Below are 15,439 nucleotides of genomic sequence, written 5' to 3'. Positions count from 1 at the left end.
CTACAGGTCAACGCACTGACTACGCGCGGCGCAGCGTGGCTGACTCGCCACAACTTCTCACTTTCGTGAGAGATCAGGTCAGCCCCGGACACTGACAAGGTCCCGTATTTCCAATTCGGGTGTTAGTGCCGGTTGCTCGTCGCCAGGGCAGAGGACAAAAGGACACAAAGCCTGTGCACATTGAAACCGAAACCACCTGAGAACAGGAAGGGAGCACCCCATGGCAGTTGTAACCATGCGTGAGCTTCTCGACGCCGGCGTCCACTTCGGGCACCAGACCCGTCGCTGGAACCCTAAGATGCGTCGCTTCATCTTCACCGACCGCAACGGCATCTACATCATCGACCTGCAGCAGACGCTGACCTTCATCGATGAGGCCTACGAGTTCATCAAGGAGACCGTCGCCCACGGTGGCAACGTCCTCTTCGTGGGCACCAAGAAGCAGGCGCAAGAGGCCATCAAGAATGAGGCCGAGCGCGTGGGAATGCCCTACGTCAACCACCGTTGGCTCGGCGGCATGCTCACCAACTTCCAGACCGTGTCCAAGCGGCTGGCCCGCATGAAGGAACTCCAGGCCATGGAGGCCGCTGAGGACGGCTACGCAGGCCGCACCAAGAAGGAAGTTCTCATGCTGACCCGCGAGCGCACCAAGCTGGAGCGCGTGCTCAGCGGTATCGCCGAGATGGGCAAGGTGCCCTCCGCCCTGTGGATCGTGGACACCAACAAGGAACACATCGCTGTTCATGAGGCCCACAAGCTCAACATCCCCGTCGTTGGCATCCTTGATACCAACTGCGATCCTGATGATGTTGCGTACCCGATTCCGGGCAACGATGACGCCATCCGCTCCGTGTCCATCCTGACCCACGTTGTCGGCGAGGCCGTCATCGAGGGCAAGAAGGCCCGCGAGGAGCGCCAGCTCGCCGCCGCGAAGGAAGCTGCCGGCGACAGCGCTGAGAAGGAAGCCCAGGACGCCGAGAAGGCTGCCCAGGCTTCTGCGGCTGAGGTTTCGGAGGCTCCGGAGGCGGCTGAGACCCCCGCGCAGGAGACCCCCGCCGAGGATGCCCAGGCATAAATAAGCATCCACTGCCGGCCCCCGATGAGCGCACACCTTCCGGACTCGCTATAGACCCGGTCGTTACGCACGCCGGGGGCCGCAGCCATGATTGCTTGCCGCTTGCAGCGTCGGCGTCGGCTCCCGCAGTCGACTACGATCCTGGAAGCGGATCAACGAATCTGTTCTAAATCTCAAGGAGGATCGCCCCGCATGGCGAATTACACTGCTGCTGACGTGAAGAAGCTGCGCGAGCTGACCGGCTCGGGCATGCTCGACTGCAAGAAGGCCCTGGACGAAACCGAGGGTGACTTTGACAAGGCCGTTGAGATCCTGCGCGTCAAGGGCGCAAAGGACGTGGGCAAGCGCGCCGAGCGCAACGCCCTAGAGGGCCTGATTGCCGTCTCCGGCAACACCATGGTTGAGGTCAACGCCGAGACCGACTTCGTGGCCAAGAACGCCGAGTTCAAGGACGTTGCTGCCCGCATCGCCGAGGCCGCCGCTGCCGTGAAGGCCAACTCCGCTGAGGAGCTCGCCGCTGCCGACGTCGACGGCACCCCCGCCGCGGACGTGCTGCAGGAGCTGTCCGCCAAGATCGGTGAGAAGCTTGAGCTGCGTCGCGCCGTCACCGTCGAGGGCGAGCACGTCTCCACCTACCTGCACCAGCGTTCCGCCGACCTGCCCCCGGCCGTGGGCGTGCTGGTCGCCTACACCGGTGAGGGCGAGGAGGCCGAGCAGGCAGCCCACGCCATCGCCATGCAGGTTGCTGCCCTGAAGGCGCAGTACCTCTCCCGCGAGTCCGTGCCCGCCGAGGTCGTGGACAAGGAGCGCTCCATCGCCGAGCAGATCACCCGCGAAGAGGGCAAGCCGGAGCAGGCCATCCCGAAGATCGTTGAGGGCCGCCTGGGCGGCTTCTACAAGGATGTTGTGCTCCTGGAGCAGCCGTCCGTTGCGGACTCCAAGAAGACCGTCAAGCAGATTGCCGACGCCGCCGGCATCACCGTCACCGACTTCGCCCGCTTCGAGGTCGGCCAGCACTAAAGCGTCCGGGACTCGCGCGCGGTGAACGCCGCCGCACCCGTCGCACCCACAACCGCCCCAGAACCCTCTGGGGCGGTTGTCGCGTCTTAAAGGTGCTGAGGCGCGCCTGTAAGATGACACGGAAGGCGGGTGCACCCCCGTGCATGCGACCCGCCTGAGGCACACCTTGAACCCGACCGTGACTAAAAGGAGTCAACCAGTGGGAACCCACACCGCGGACGCACAGCCGAACAAGCAGGAATCACGCGGCACAGGATACAAAAGAGTCATGCTCAAGCTCGGGGGTGAGATGTTTGGCGGCGGTCAGGTTGGCATTGACCCGGACGTGGTAGAAAACGTCGCCCGCCAAATCGCCGACGTCTCCCGCGGCGGAACCGAAGTGGCCGTGGTGATCGGCGGAGGCAACTTCTTCCGCGGCGCGCAGCTGCAACAGCGCGGGATGGACCGTGCACGCTCGGACTACATGGGCATGCTGGGCACGGTCATGAACTGCCTGGCCCTTCAGGATTTCCTGCACCAGCAGGGCGTGGAGTGCCGCGTGCAAACGGCCATCAACATGGCCCAGATTGCTGAGCCCTACCTGCCGTTGCGGGCATCGCGCCACCTGGAGAAGGGCCGGGTTGTCATCTTCGGTGCCGGCATGGGTATGCCGTATTTCTCCACCGACACCACCGCCGCGCAGCGGGCCCTGGAGATTGGCTGCGAGGTCCTGCTGATGGCCAAGGCCGTGGACGGCGTCTACTCCGATGATCCGCGGGTCAACCCGGAGGCAGAACTGTTTGATCGCATCGCTCCGCGTGAGGTCATTGAGCGCAACCTGAAGGTCGCGGACGCCACGGCCTTTAGCCTGTGCATGGACAACAACATGCCCATCTTGGTGTTCAACCTGCTAGAAAACGGCAACATTGCGCGCGCAGTGGCGGGAGAGAATATCGGCACTTTGGTGCAGTCTTGATAGATTGTGTGTTGGTGGGGTGCCTCCGATGGGCGCCCCGCGGTGACCTGTTGCCCCTGAGCCCTAAAGGATTCCCATGATCGATGACATTTTGTTGGAGTGTGAAGAGCGGATGTCCGCCTCGGTGGAGCACACCCGTGAAGATTTGACCACCATTCGCACGGGACGGGCGAACCCGTCCATGTTCAACAGCGTGGTCGCGGAATACTACGGCGTGCCCACTCCGATCACCCAGATGGCCTCGATCTCGGTGCCGGAGCCGCGCATGCTGTTGATCAAGCCCTACGAGCTGTCCATCATGGGGGCTATTGAGGACGCCATCCGCAACTCTGATCTGGGCGTTAACCCCACCAATGACGGCCAGGTGCTGCGCGTGACTATTCCGCAGCTGACGGAGGAGCGACGCAAGGAGATGGTCAAGGTGTCTCGGGCGAAGGGGGAGGACGGCAAGATCGCCATCCGCAACATTCGCCGCAAGGGCATGGACCAGCTCAAGCGCCTGCAAAAGGACGGCGACGCCGGCGAGGATGAGGTGCAGGCGGCGGAGAAGGAATTGGACAAGACCACGCAGAACTACGTCGGCCAGATCGACGAGGTCGTGTCAAAGAAGGAAGAAGAGCTCATGGAGGTCTAACCTTCCACACAATGGCACTCCCGTCGGATGCTCGTGCGCATCGGGCGGGAGTGTTTCCTTAAGAGGACCTGACCCCCCATCCACCCCACGGAAAGGAGCTCATGGTGGCCAAGCCCCACCGCGCATCAGCGACTGCGCCGCTAAGACCGAAAAACAACCCGGGACGGGATCTGCCTATCGCCGTGGCTGTTGGGGTGGGATTGGCGGCCGTGGTGGTTATTGCGGCGTTCCTGGGGCCGGTGGGGTGGTACCCGGCGGTGGCTGTGGTGATTGGCCTGGCCACCTGGGAGGTCACTGCCCGGCTATGTGAGGCCGGATTTACCATCCCGCGATGGGCGCTGCTGGCCGGTGGGCAGGCCATCGTCTGGTCCACCTTGCCTTTTGGGGTTTTCGGTTTGGCGTCGAGCTTCGTGGCCGTCGCATTGATTGTCATGTACCTGCGATTGTTTCAATCGGAGGGAAGTGAACACTTTATCCGGGACGTCGGGGTCAGCATCTTTGTGCTCACCTGGATTCCGGTCTTCGGCGCCTTTGCGGCGTTGATCTCCAAGTTTGATTCGGTCGGAGCGCCGTCGAGTTACTTCATCATTACTTTTATGGCGTGCGTGGTGGCCTCCGATACCGGGGGCTATTGCGCAGGGGTGCTCTTTGGCTCGCACCCCATGGCACCTAGGGTGAGCCCAAAGAAGTCGTGGGAGGGCTTTGCCGGTTCTGTGGTGGCGGCCGCGATCGTGGGGGCGGTGTGTGTGAGCTGCCTGCTCAACCATTCGTGGCTGGTGGGGGCTGTGTTGGGCCCGTTGTTGGCGGTGTGTGCCACGCTCGGGGATCTGGTGGAGTCACAATTTAAGCGCGACCTGAAGATCAAAGATATGTCCGCGCTCTTGCCAGGGCATGGGGGAATGATGGACCGCCTTGACGGCGTCCTGCCGGCGGCCATGGTCACGTGGCTGCTGCTCGGGTTTGCCGGTTAGCGCCGCTGCGGTTGGACGAATGCGGGTCAGCGGCGCTAGGGTAGCTCAGTTGTTCCGTTTTGCGTGACGCCGCAGTTCCAGCATCCGCACCCCTCCGACGAGCGCCATGATGAGTGCCCCGACGATGGCGGCGAGCAGGAATCCCACTCCGGCTGGGAAAGTAAAGTGCCACGCGAAAAGGTTAAGGTCAACGGATTGCTGATTCTGCATGATGAAAATCAGGAGCAGAATGAGCAGCCCGGCGCCCACGATGAGCGCGGTCCAGGTGGCGCCAGCGATGGTGCGCTGGGGAGCAGTTTTCGCGCTTGTGGTGCCCGTACCGGTGCCTGTGTGTGTCGCGGGTACGTGTGCTGGCTGGGCCGGCTTTGTTGGGGCCGGTGCAGCAGGTGTGGTGGAGGCGGTGTGGCTGGGCGGCTGCGCGTCCGCCGGGTTGTTTCGTGGCTGCGTGGGTTGGTTCATGCTGTCTATTCAAGCCCCCGAGCTCAGTTCTGTCCACACGTTGGCCCTTGTTGAGTTTCCCGTTTTATTGATGCGCGAGGAGGCATCATGGCTGAACCCGTTCGTTTGCAATTTGCTGCGCCGAAGCGCGGCATGCCGCCCAAGCATTTCGCCGACTTGGATGCGCAGGCTCGCATTGATGCTTTGGGGGAGTTGGGCTTGCCCAAGTTTCGCGCTAATCAAATCTCTCGGCATTATTACGCCCGCTTTGAGGCTGATCCTTCGACCATGACGGATCTTCCGGCGGCGGTGAGAGATGAGGTCGCGCAGGCGCTGTTTCCGCCGCTGATGGTTCCGGTGAACCAGTCTGCGACGGATGAGGGCGAGACGGTCAAGACCTTGTGGCGGCTGCATGACGGCACGCTGCTGGAGTCGGTGTTGATGCGTTACCCGGATCGGGCGACGCTGTGCATTTCCTCGCAGGCCGGCTGCGGCATGGCGTGCCCGTTTTGTGCCACCGGTCAGGGCGGCTTGGACCGGAACCTGTCCACGGCAGAGATTGTGGATCAGGTGCGCGCGGCGGCTGCGACGATGAACCGCGAAGGCGGCCGGCTGTCCAACGTGGTGTTTATGGGTATGGGCGAGCCGCTGGCGAATTATAAGCGGGTGGTGTCTGCGGTGCGCCAGATTACGCAGCCTGCCCCGGATGGGTTTGGCATTTCTGCGCGCAATGTCACGGTGTCTACGGTTGGATTGGCGCCGGCGATTCGCAAGCTCGCTGATGAAGATCTCTCCGTCACGCTCGCGGTGTCTTTGCATACCCCCGACGATGAGTTGCGCGATACGTTGGTGCCGGTGAATAACCGGTGGTCCGTCGAGGAGGTGCTCGATGCGGCGCGCTATTACGCGGACCGTTCGCACCGCCGTGTGTCTATCGAGTATGCCTTGATCAGGGATAAAAATGATCAGGGGTGGCGGGCGGACCTGCTGGGAAAGCGGTTGCATAAGGCGTTGGGCTCAAAGGTCCATGTGAATTTGATTCCGCTTAATCCCACCCCGGGATCAGAATGGGATGCGTCTCCGAAGGAGCGCCAGGACGATTTCCAGCGCCGCGTTATTGCGCAGGGCGTAACGTGCACCGTGCGCGATACTAAGGGGCAAGAAATTGCCGCCGCCTGTGGCCAGCTGGCGGCAGAAGAGCGCGAAATCTCCGCTTGAGCTGCTGTTTTCCGGTATAGTGAGGGGCCTGTTGGCGCGTGTAGGTACGCGCCTTTTTACCGGAAGGAACCATGCAGCTTCAGCCCCATCATCCTCCTTTGTCCCCGGATCCCACCTCCCAGGCCCTTGCAGCCCGCAACCTGTGTAAGGCGTTTAATGGCACGCCGGCGGTGGACAGGCTAGACATCGATGTGCCGCGCGGGGCCATTTATGGTGTGGTGGGACCGAATGGCGCGGGTAAGACCACCATGATTTCTATGGTCACTGGCCTGCTGCGCCCGGATGCGGGCGATAGCTGGGTGGGCGGGCATCATACGTGGTCTGATAGCCAGGCGATGAAGCGCTCGATGGGCTTGCTCGCTGATGGTCTACCCGTGTTTGATCGCCTTTCTGGGGCGGAGTATTTGGGCTACCTTGGCGGGCTGCGCGGCATGGAGCGGGGGTCGTCGATAAGCGGAGCGATGAACTGTTTGAGGCCTTGGGCTTGCAGGAGGCGCGGGGCAAACGCATTGTGGATTATTCGGCGGGCATGACCAAGAAGATTCTGCTTGCCGGCGCGCTGTTGCACAATCCTGAGGTGCTGATTCTCGATGAGCCTTTGGAGGCCGTTGATCCGGTATCGGGGCGCACGATCCAGCAGATCCTGCGCGCCTTCGCCGCGAGCGGGGGAACGGTTGTGGTCAGCTCGCACGTGATGGAGCTGGTGGAAGGCTTGTGTAGCCATGTGGCCATCATCGATAAGGGGCGGGTGCTCACCGCGGGCAGCGTCGCCGAGGTGCGGCAGGGGCAATCGCTTTCCGACGCCTTCGTGGCCTTCGTCGGCGGCAGCACCTACACGGAAGGTTCCCTGACCTGGCTGGGAACGGGGGAGGGGCAATGAGCGTGACGCGCATCCTGCTGAGCCTGCACCGGAAGCTGTGGGCCAGGTCCCTGCGGGCGAACCCCGCGACCATCCTGATGGCCTGCCTATTTACCCTCTATGGGCTTGGCGGGCTGCTGGCCATGAGTTTTTTCATCGCCATGGCGGCGCGCGGCGAGGCGGACCCCATGCTGCTCGGCGGGATTATTGGCCTGGGTACCACCGCCTACCTCATCGCCGCGGCCATGGTGCCCAGCGGCGAGACGCAACTGGATGCCTCCCAATTTGCCACCCTGCCCATCCGCCCGCGGGCGCTGCTTCCCGGGCTGGCCCTGGCAAACATCCTGCAAACCCGCGGCCTATTGGCGGCGCTGTGCACCCTGGTCACCGGGATCATCATCACCGTTGCAGACCCGGCGCTGGCGATCATCGCCTGGCCGATGCTACTCGTGGCCTTCGCGGTGACCATCGGGCTGGGGCTGGTGCTCACCGGCGCGTTTGGGGCGAGCAACCGCACCAGCAAGGAGAAGCTGACCACCATCGTGTCTGCGGGCGTGATGGTGCTGCTGCTGGTGTACACGATGGTCATCAACAACGCCCAGGCAATTGACTTTGGGCAGATCTCTACCGTGTTGGGGTGGACCCCGCTCGGGGCGGCCGGGGCGGCGATCGGGGCGGCCAAGGCCGGTTCCTGGGCGCTGATGGGGCTGTATTGCCTCATCGCGCTGGGCACCGTGGGGGTGGTGGTGTGGTTGTGGGCCAGTCAGGTCTCCGCGCGGTTCACGGAGCCGCTGGAGCAGGCCGGCGGGCCGGCGCAGGTAAGCGAGAAGGCCAGCCACCAGTCCGCCAGCCAGGCGATCATGGTGCCCGGACTGAGGTGGTCGCCTGCCGGTGTGATCGCCTCCCGGGCGCTGCGCTACCTGCGCCGGGATTCCCGGATCATGGCTAGCGTGATTGTCTTCCCGCTGGTGGGCGTGATCCTGCTGGTCCAAGGCGTGATGATGTCCCCGTTCAACATGTATTTGGGTGCGGTCATGATGTGCCTGGCGCTGCAGATGTGCTCCAATGACTTTGGCTATGACGGCCCGTCTGGGTGGAGCGTGATGATCAGCGGGGTGCGCGGCGCGACGCAGGTGCGGGCGCGCCACCTGGCGTGGGCTGTGCCCATCTTTGCGCTGGTGGTGGCCTATCTTGTCGCACTGATCGTGGTGGCCGAGGACCACCACGCCGCCACGCTTTTTGCCATCGCGGCGCTCGGCCTGGCCTTTTCTGCGGCGGCGTTTTCCCTCGTGGCCACCGTTGTCAATCCTTTCCCCACCTCGCGGCCGGGGACCAGCCCGTGGGGCGATCGCTCTGGATTTTCCTCCGCGGCGTTTATCACCACGCTCATTGTGCTGCTGGTGAGCTGGATTCCGGTGGCGCCCGGGGCAGCTCTCCTGTTCTACAGCTACCGCGCCGCGGGGTCGGCGTCCTGGGCGATGTGGGCCGGCGGCGTGCTGGTGGTCGCGGTTCCGGCGGTCTTGTGGTTCGTGGTCAGCGCGCTGGCGGGCCGGAGGGTGGAGCGCCGCTGGCCGGAGATTTTCCAGCGGGTGCGTTCCTGGGTGAATTAGCCGCCGGGGGGTGTGCAATGACAACCACCCCGGTACGCGTCGCGGGCGCGTAACCGGGGTGGGATCGAACGGGAAAGTCGGGGAATTAGTCCCGGGTGACCGCGGTGGCGGTGCGGGAGCTCGTGGTGGTGAAGGTGGTGGCAGCGTTGACGTCGGAGGCCTGGGAGCCTTCCGGCAGGGCGCGCAGGTGCGCCACCCGCTCCGGGTCAATGTTCAGCGCGCGCAGCTGGGAGTCGGTGAGGTTAGCGTAGGGGCCTTGCAGGGTGGCCTGCAGGTAGGCCCACTCCGGCTCCTGGTGTCCCATGGGCTTGTTGTACGCGGACAGGGTGCGCACCTGGTTGAGCTTGGGGCGGAACGCCAGCAGGACCAGGCCAAGGGCGATGACAACGGCGAAGACGATGAGGAAGATCGTCTCAACGTGGCCCTTGTGGTTGCCAAAGTTGTAGGCCAGGAGGAACAGGACGCTGATCCAGCCGGCAAGCTGAACCGCGCGGAAGCTCAGGTGATGCCAGCCCCAGCCCGCGGAGGGCTCATCCAGGGTGGATACGCCGTTGAAAACCTCGGGCTCGATGTGGTGGGAACCAGCCACGTTAACTCTCCTTCACACGTTGTATTCGTGCCACGAATTTTTCTTATTGCGTGGCGTGCCCCGCTCAAGTCCACGTCAGATGAGCCGGGCCGTGCAGTGTGGTGGGCCGGGATGCTGGCGGGGGTTGCGGGGACGTCCTTATGAGTCCTTATTGTGCCACATGGGGGCCCTGGAGACTGCCATCATGGGTGGTTAGGCAGGCAAATCTCCACCTTTTGGTTAACCCTTTCGGGGTCTGGTTGGGCCCTGCTGGGCGCTGAGGTGGGTGCGGTGTGGCTGTGGGGCGGGGTGCCGGGTGACAATGGTGCGGTGACTACGCGCATCCTTCTTCTCGGTTCTACAGGCTCCATTGGCACGCAGGCTTTGGAGGTTATGGCGGATAATCCGGATTTGTTCTCCCTTGCCGGCATTGCGGCGGGCGGGGCGAATCCGCAGGCGATCGTGGCTCAGGCGCAGCGGTGGGGGGTGCAGGCTCAGCGGGTCGCGGTGGCAGACGCGGAGGCGGCGCGCCAGGTTGCACAGGCATTGGGCGGGGACGTGATCAGTGGGCCGCAGGCGGCGCAGCACCTGGTTGAGGCCGCTGCCGGGGAGATGGACGTGGTGCTCAATGCGCTGGTGGGCTCGATGGGGTTGGCGGCAACGCTGGCGGCGTTGGCCACGGGCGCGCGGCTGGCGTTGGCTAATAAGGAATCCTTGGTTGCGGGGGGCCAGCTGGTGTTGGATGCGGCGGCGCCGGGGCAGCTGGTCCCGGTGGATTCGGAACACTCGGCGATGGCCCAGTGCCTGCGCAGCGGCCGGGAGTCCGAGGTTGCGCGCCTGGTGCTCACGGCCTCAGGCGGGCCGTTCCGGGGCTGGGATCGGGACCGGATGTGGGAGGTGACTCCGCAGCAGGCGGCGGCGCATCCCACCTGGTCGATGGGCCAGATGAATACGCTCAATTCGGCGACCCTGGTAAATAAGGGCCTCGAGCTCATCGAGGCAAGTCTGCTGTTTGGGATCAATCCGGAGCTTATCGACGTCGTGGTGCACCCGCAGTCCATCGTCCATTCGATGGTCACGTTCTGCGATGGTGCCACCATCGCGCAGGCCTCTCCGCCGTCGATGAAACTGCCCATCGCCTTGGCGCTGGGGTGGCCGGATCGGGTGGCCCACGCGCAGCCCGCGCTGGACTTTTCGCAGGCGCAGTCGTGGACCTTTGACGTCGTCGATGACGCTGCTTTCCCGGCGGTGAATCTGGCCCGTGAGGTCATCAGTGCAGGGAAGACGTGGCCGGCGGTGTACAACGCCGCGAATGAGCAGGCGGCTGCGGCGTTTCTGGCCGGCAGGATCCGGTTCCCACAGATCGTCGATGTGGTGGAGCAGGTGGTGGGTTCGGCGGCGTCGATAGTCTGTGCGCCGCGCGATGTTGCTGATGTTTTAGGATCGGAGGCCGCAGCGCGGCGAGCCGCCGATGCGATCATTGCCGGGTTGTCCTGATCTCGTGGGCATCGGTGTCGACGCGAAGAGGGAAAGAGTCAGCACACTGTGAGCAGTTACATCATCGGAGTGGCGTTATTTGCCGTGGGGATTACGGCGGCGATCGCCCTGCACGAGGCGGGCCACCTTCTGGCGGCGCGCGCTTTTGGGATGCGGGTGCGCCGCTATTTCATCGGCTTCGGCCCCCGGGTGTGGTCGTTTCGTCGCGGGCACACGGAGTACGGCCTGGCGGCGCTGCCCTTCGGCGGGTTTTGTGACATCGCGGGGATGACCGCGCAGGATGAGCTGACCCCGGAGGAAGCACCGCACGCGATGGTGAATAAGCCCGCCTGGGCGCGGGTGATCGTGCTGCTGGGCGGCATCGCAATGAATCTGCTCATCGGGGTGGTCATCTGTTATGGGCTGGCGGTGTCCTCGGGCCTGCCTAACCCGAATATGGACCGCACCGCGACGGTGGGCGAGCTGACGTGCGTGGCAGACCAGCAGGCTGATGGCGAGCTTGCGCCGTGCCAGGGCAATGGGCCCGCTGCGGCGGCGGGGCTGCGGGTAGATGACCGGGTTCTGAAGGTCAACGGTGAGCCGGTGGATTCCTTTGTGGAGCTCGCCCAGCGGGTGCGCGAGCACCCGGATGAGTCGGTGGCCTTGACCGTGGAGCGCGCCGGCGAGCGTGCGGTGGTGACGGTGCCGGTGGCGCGCGTGGTGCGCGTTGATGAGGAAGGCCGCCAAGTAACGGTAGGCGCAATTGGGGTTGCGTCCGCGGTGCCCAAGGATGCTGTGGTGACCTACGGCCCCGGTGAGGGCGTGGGTGCGGCCTTAAGCTACAGCGCGACGGTGCTGGGCCAGACGGGCCAGGCGCTGGTGGGCCTGCCGGCGCGCATCCCGGGGGTGGCTGCCGCGATCTTTGGGGCGCAGCGTGACGTGGAGTCGCCGATGAGTGTGGTCGGTGCCGCTCGAGTCGGCGGCGAGCTCGCCCAGCGCGACCAGTGGCCCATGTTTTGGATGATGCTTGCGGGGCTGAACTTCTTCTTGGCGGTGTTCAACCTGATTCCGCTGCCGCCCTTCGATGGCGGCCATGTAGCCGTGGTGTGCGTGGAGGTGGTGCGCAACTGGTGGCGGCGGCTGCGTGGGTTGGCGCCGGCGGGCCCGGTGGATTATTCGCGGATTATGCCGGTGACGTACGCCATCGCAGCGACGCTGCTCGCCCTCGGCGTGGTGTTCATTGTGGCGGACGTAGTCAACCCTGTCCGATTGTTCTAGGAGGGTTGAGTCAGGGCGCTGCCAGGGTCGGCTGGGGTGGTCTTGGCGCGGCCTGGGGCGGCGGTGGGCCCGGTGTATGATGCTGGGTGCTTGGGTTGGCGTATCGCGCCTGTGGCCCGGGCATGAGCTTTGCTGTTTTATTGTTTTTACTGCAAGACCTGCTGAACTTCCCACAAGGACGGGAGCCGCGGGCACGCATGCCGCATGGTGTCGCGCCCGGGTGCTGCCCGTGAGGAGCAACGACTGTGACGATTCCCATCGGACTTGGTATGCCTGACGCCCCGCCGCCTACCCTGGCGCCGCGCAGGAAGACCCGGCAGTTGATGGTGGGCAACGTGGGAGTGGGGTCGGACTACCCAGTTTCGGTGCAGTCCATGACCACTACCCGCACCCACGATGTCAATGCGACGCTGCAACAGATCGCCCAGCTCACGGCCACTGGCTGTGACATTGTGCGCGTGGCGTGCCCCAAGACCGTGGACGCGGAGGCTTTGCCGGCCATCGCCAAGAAGTCCCCGATCCCGGTGATCGCGGACATCCACTTTCAGCCCAAGTATATTTTTGCGGCCATTGATGCTGGCTGCGCCGCCGTGCGCGTCAACCCCGGCAACATTCGGGAGTTCGACGGCCGGGTCAAGGAGGTAGCCAAGGCTGCCGGCGAGGCGGGCATCCCCATCCGCATCGGCGTCAACGCGGGCTCCTTGGACAAGCGGCTGCTGGAAAAGTACGGCAAGGCCACCCCGGAGGCGTTGGTGGAGTCCGCGGTGTGGGAGGCCGGGCTTTTTGAGGAGCACGGCTTCGGCGACATTGCCATCTCCGTCAAGCACAATGACCCGGTGGTCATGGTTGAGGCGTACCGGCAGCTGGCGGCGAAGACCGACTACCCGCTGCACCTTGGCGTGACAGAGGCGGGTCCGGCGTTCCAGGGCACCATCAAGTCCGCGGTGGCCTTCGGGTGGCTGCTCGGCTCCGGGATTGGGGATACCATCCGCGTGTCCCTGTCTGCGGATCCGAAGGAAGAAGTCAAGGTCGGCGACCAGATTCTGCAGTCGCTGAACCTGCGCCCGCGGGGGCTCGACATCGTGTCGTGCCCGTCGTGCGGGCGTGCCCAGGTTGACGTCTACACCCTGGCCGAGCGGGTGACAGCGGGCCTGGAGGGCCTTGATGTGCCGCTGCGCGTGGCGGTGATGGGCTGCGTGGTCAATGGTCCGGGCGAGGCCCGGGATGCGGATCTTGGCGTGGCCTCCGGCAACGGCAAGGGCCAGATCTTTGTCAAGGGTGAGGTGATCAAGACGGTCAGCGAGGACCAGATCGTGGAGACGCTCATCGAGGAAGCCATGCGCATCGTTGAGGACATGGACCCGGAGGAGGTGGCCGCGGCGCAGGCCGCGGGCGGTTCCCCGAGCGTGAAGATCACGCAGTAGGTGCGAGTCATGGCTGCTGCGTCCTCAGGGTTGGTGCGCCGCGCGGGCGCTGCAGTGGTGTGCGTGTTGGTGCTGGCGGCGTCATTAGTGGCGTGCACCCCGCGGCCTGCCTCGGCGCGCCCCGTGGCCCGGGACTTTCTTGAGGCGGTGGCCAGCGCGGATTGGGATAAGGTCAGTTCGCTAATCGACGCCCCCGACCGCGCCGTCCCCATCTGGAAGGACACCTTCGCGGGACTGCAGGCAGAATCCCTGACCATCGATGACCCCGACGTTGAGGTCTCTGGCAATAGCGCCACCGCCCGCTACCACATGACCTGGGCGCTGCCGCGCGACCGGACACTGTCCTATGACACCTCCGTGCTGCTGACACTGCAGGATGAGACGTGGACGGTGCGGTGGCAACCCAGCAGCGTGCATCCGCGCCTGGGCGCGAACCAGCACCTGGAGCTGCGTGCGGTGACCCCAACGCGCGCCAGCGTGGTCAGCTCTGACGGCGTGGCGCTGCTCACCCCAGGTACCGTCCACCGCGTGGTGGTGCAGGCCGGGCAGGCCAACCCGCAGGTGGCGGCCCGGCGCATCGCCGACGCCCTCGCGCATGCCCACGCCCAAGAGCCCAGCGTGGCTACCGTGAACCCACGCGACCTGGAGCACACCCTGCGCGGTGCTAGCGGGGCGTACTCGGTGGCCACCGTGCCCGCGGCGGTGGGGGAGATGGTGCGCGCGGATCTCACCGGCCTCGACGGGGTCAGCGTCAACGATGAGGCGACCATGCTTACCCCGAAGCCGGGTTTCGCCCCGGACATCATGGCGCGGCTGCGCGGGGTGGTCGACAGCGAACTCGACGGCGCGGCCGGCTGGCGCGTCTCCGTGGTCAACCCGGAGGGCGTGGCGCTTGCCGACGTCGACTTCCACGACGCCCAGCCCGCCCCCCGCGTCGACGTCAGCATCGACTACCAGGTCCAGCAGGCCGCCCAGGAGGCGGTGGATACCAGGCGCGACGATGAAGCGATGATGGTGGCGCTGCGCCCCTCAACCGGGCAGATCCTCGCCGTGGCGCAGACCGCCGCGGCAGACCGCCAGGGAGACTTGGCCCTGTCCGGCCAGTACCCGCCGGGCTCGGTGTTCAAGATCATCACCGCCGCCGCGGCCATGCAAGATGAGCAGGTGGGCCCAGACACCCCGGTGCCGTGCCCCGGACGCATGAACCTTTTCGGCCGCACCGTGGTCAACTACAACGAGTTTTCTTTGGGCACCGTCCCGTTGGAGCAAGCCTTCGCGCGGTCCTGCAACACCAGCTTCGCGCAGCTGTCCACAGACCTGCGTCCCGGCCGGCTCAAGGAGGTGGCCAGCCAATTCGGCATCGGGGCCGACTTTGATATTGCAGGCATAGACACGCTCACCGGATCCGTGCCCCAGGCCGATAGCGAGCTCGACCGCACCGAGGCCGGCTATGGCCAGGGCCTAGACCTGGTCAGCCCCTTCGGCATGGCCCTGGCGGCGGCAACCGCCGCGACGGGGCAGGTGCCCACCCCGCAGCTGGTAGCCAGCAAGCAGACCCACGCCAAAGGGGTAGGCCCCCGCCTGCCGGAGTCGCTGACCGCGGGTCTGCACCGGATGATGCGTTCAGTGGTGACCACCGGTACCGCGCAGGCCCTGAAGGCAGAAGGCGAGGTCTACGGCAAGACCGGCGAGGCGGAGTTCAACGAGGGCTCCCACGCGTGGTTTGTGGGATTCCGCCCCGCCAATCCCGACGGGGAGCCGGGCACCGATCTTGCCTTTGCCACCCTGGTGGTCAAAGGCGGCGGCTCGGAGGCCGCAGTGGCCATGACCGATCACTTCTTTGCCCGCCTGGATGGCGCGGCCTAGATGTGAGTTTCGTCATAATTTATGGGATGCGGGGCCGTGGGAGCGGA

The 15,439-nt window shown here is 65.0% G+C and carries 13 protein-coding genes and 1 pseudogene; 12 read left to right on the top strand and 2 right to left on the bottom strand.

The window, feature by feature from the left end; genetic code table 11:
- Positions 1-220: 220 nt before the first annotated feature.
- The 5 genes from rpsB to LH390_RS07050 all read left to right on the top strand — a co-directional run bounded on the left by rpsB (position 221) and on the right by LH390_RS07050 (position 4,655).
- Positions 221-1,075, top strand: a complete 855-nt coding sequence (rpsB, locus tag LH390_RS07070) for a 30S ribosomal protein S2 (RefSeq protein ID WP_227326800.1) — start codon at positions 221-223, stop codon at positions 1,073-1,075.
- Between the two features lie 192 nt (positions 1,076-1,267).
- Entirely contained in the window at positions 1,268-2,095 is an 828-nt protein-coding gene (gene tsf / locus LH390_RS07065) for a translation elongation factor Ts (protein ID WP_227281983.1), read from the top strand.
- 268 nt (positions 2,096-2,363) lie between these two features.
- Entirely contained in the window at positions 2,364-3,050 is a 687-nt protein-coding gene (pyrH, locus tag LH390_RS07060; RefSeq protein WP_227282582.1) for a UMP kinase, read from the top strand.
- A gap of 76 nt (positions 3,051-3,126) precedes the next feature.
- Positions 3,127-3,684, top strand: coding sequence for a ribosome recycling factor (frr, locus tag LH390_RS07055; protein ID WP_227281984.1), 558 nt, complete (start codon positions 3,127-3,129; stop codon positions 3,682-3,684).
- A 101-nt stretch (positions 3,685-3,785) separates the two neighbouring features.
- Positions 3,786-4,655: a phosphatidate cytidylyltransferase gene (locus LH390_RS07050; protein WP_227281985.1), complete on the top strand. Its 870-nt coding sequence runs from the start codon at positions 3,786-3,788 to the stop codon at positions 4,653-4,655.
- A 45-nt stretch (positions 4,656-4,700) separates the two neighbouring features.
- Here LH390_RS07050 and LH390_RS07045 read toward each other — a convergent pair whose 3' ends face one another.
- Positions 4,701-5,114, bottom strand: coding sequence for a LapA family protein (locus tag LH390_RS07045; RefSeq protein ID WP_227281986.1), 414 nt, complete (start codon positions 5,112-5,114; stop codon positions 4,701-4,703).
- Positions 5,115-5,201: 87 nt separating this feature from the next.
- Between LH390_RS07045 and rlmN the strand changes: the two genes are divergently transcribed.
- The 3 genes and pseudogenes from rlmN to LH390_RS07030 all read left to right on the top strand — a co-directional run bounded on the left by rlmN (position 5,202) and on the right by LH390_RS07030 (position 8,780).
- Positions 5,202-6,311, top strand: a complete 1,110-nt coding sequence (gene rlmN / locus LH390_RS07040; RefSeq protein ID WP_227281987.1) for a dual-specificity RNA methyltransferase RlmN — start codon at positions 5,202-5,204, stop codon at positions 6,309-6,311.
- 71 nt (positions 6,312-6,382) lie between these two features.
- Positions 6,383-7,191, top strand: a pseudogene (locus LH390_RS07035) (ABC transporter ATP-binding protein).
- Complete coding sequence (locus LH390_RS07030) at positions 7,188-8,780, top strand: hypothetical protein (RefSeq protein WP_227281989.1); 1,593 nt, start codon at positions 7,188-7,190, stop codon at positions 8,778-8,780. Before LH390_RS07035 ends, LH390_RS07030 begins: the two are co-directional and overlap by 4 nt.
- Before the next feature lie 85 nt (positions 8,781-8,865).
- On the opposite strand, the gene LH390_RS07025 is transcribed toward LH390_RS07030, so the two are convergent.
- A complete protein-coding gene (locus LH390_RS07025) occupies positions 8,866-9,369 on the bottom strand; it encodes a DUF2631 domain-containing protein (RefSeq protein WP_227281990.1) in 504 nt (167 codons plus the stop codon).
- A 288-nt stretch (positions 9,370-9,657) separates the two neighbouring features.
- On the opposite strand from LH390_RS07025, the gene dxr reads away from it, so the two are divergent.
- From dxr to LH390_RS07005, 4 genes are all read left to right on the top strand, one after another.
- Positions 9,658-10,845 carry a 1-deoxy-D-xylulose-5-phosphate reductoisomerase gene (gene dxr, locus LH390_RS07020; protein WP_227337407.1) on the top strand — a complete coding sequence of 396 codons (1,188 nt, stop codon included), beginning with the start codon at positions 9,658-9,660 and terminating at the stop codon, positions 10,843-10,845.
- Between the two features lie 48 nt (positions 10,846-10,893).
- On the top strand, positions 10,894-12,102 hold the full coding sequence (locus LH390_RS07015; protein ID WP_227281991.1) for a M50 family metallopeptidase: 1,209 nt from the start codon (positions 10,894-10,896) through the stop codon (positions 12,100-12,102).
- 269 nt (positions 12,103-12,371) lie between these two features.
- Positions 12,372-13,526, top strand: coding sequence for a flavodoxin-dependent (E)-4-hydroxy-3-methylbut-2-enyl-diphosphate synthase (gene ispG, locus LH390_RS07010; protein ID WP_227282584.1), 1,155 nt, complete (start codon positions 12,372-12,374; stop codon positions 13,524-13,526).
- A 9-nt stretch (positions 13,527-13,535) separates the two neighbouring features.
- Positions 13,536-15,392 carry a penicillin-binding transpeptidase domain-containing protein gene (locus LH390_RS07005; RefSeq protein WP_227281992.1) on the top strand — a complete coding sequence of 619 codons (1,857 nt, stop codon included), beginning with the start codon at positions 13,536-13,538 and terminating at the stop codon, positions 15,390-15,392.
- Positions 15,393-15,439 lie beyond the last annotated feature (47 nt).

This window comes from Corynebacterium uberis, from assembly GCF_020616335.1.
GTDB classification, from domain to species: Bacteria; Actinomycetota; Actinomycetes; order Mycobacteriales; family Mycobacteriaceae; genus Corynebacterium; species Corynebacterium uberis.
Note: the sequence above shows the minus strand (reverse complement) of the source record. Positions and strands in the feature narration are given on the sequence as shown.

What these genes read in the sequence shown, in the direction of transcription:
- rpsB (WP_227326800.1), top strand. Translation starts at nt 221, where the DNA reads ATGGCAGTTGTAACCATGCGTGAGCTTCTCGACGCCGGCGTCCACTTC.
- tsf (WP_227281983.1), top strand. Translation starts at nt 1,268, where the DNA reads ATGGCGAATTACACTGCTGCTGACGTGAAGAAGCTGCGCGAGCTGACC.
- pyrH (WP_227282582.1), top strand. Translation starts at nt 2,364, where the DNA reads ATGCTCAAGCTCGGGGGTGAGATGTTTGGCGGCGGTCAGGTTGGCATT.
- frr (WP_227281984.1), top strand. Translation starts at nt 3,127, where the DNA reads ATGATCGATGACATTTTGTTGGAGTGTGAAGAGCGGATGTCCGCCTCG.
- LH390_RS07050 (WP_227281985.1), top strand. Translation starts at nt 3,786, where the DNA reads ATGGTGGCCAAGCCCCACCGCGCATCAGCGACTGCGCCGCTAAGACCG.
- LH390_RS07045 (WP_227281986.1), bottom strand. Translation starts at nt 5,114, where the DNA reads ATGAACCAACCCACGCAGCCACGAAACAACCCGGCGGACGCGCAGCCG.
- rlmN (WP_227281987.1), top strand. Translation starts at nt 5,202, where the DNA reads ATGGCTGAACCCGTTCGTTTGCAATTTGCTGCGCCGAAGCGCGGCATG.
- LH390_RS07030 (WP_227281989.1), top strand. Translation starts at nt 7,188, where the DNA reads ATGAGCGTGACGCGCATCCTGCTGAGCCTGCACCGGAAGCTGTGGGCC.
- ispG (WP_227282584.1), top strand. Translation starts at nt 12,372, where the DNA reads ATGCCTGACGCCCCGCCGCCTACCCTGGCGCCGCGCAGGAAGACCCGG.
- LH390_RS07005 (WP_227281992.1), top strand. Translation starts at nt 13,536, where the DNA reads ATGGCTGCTGCGTCCTCAGGGTTGGTGCGCCGCGCGGGCGCTGCAGTG.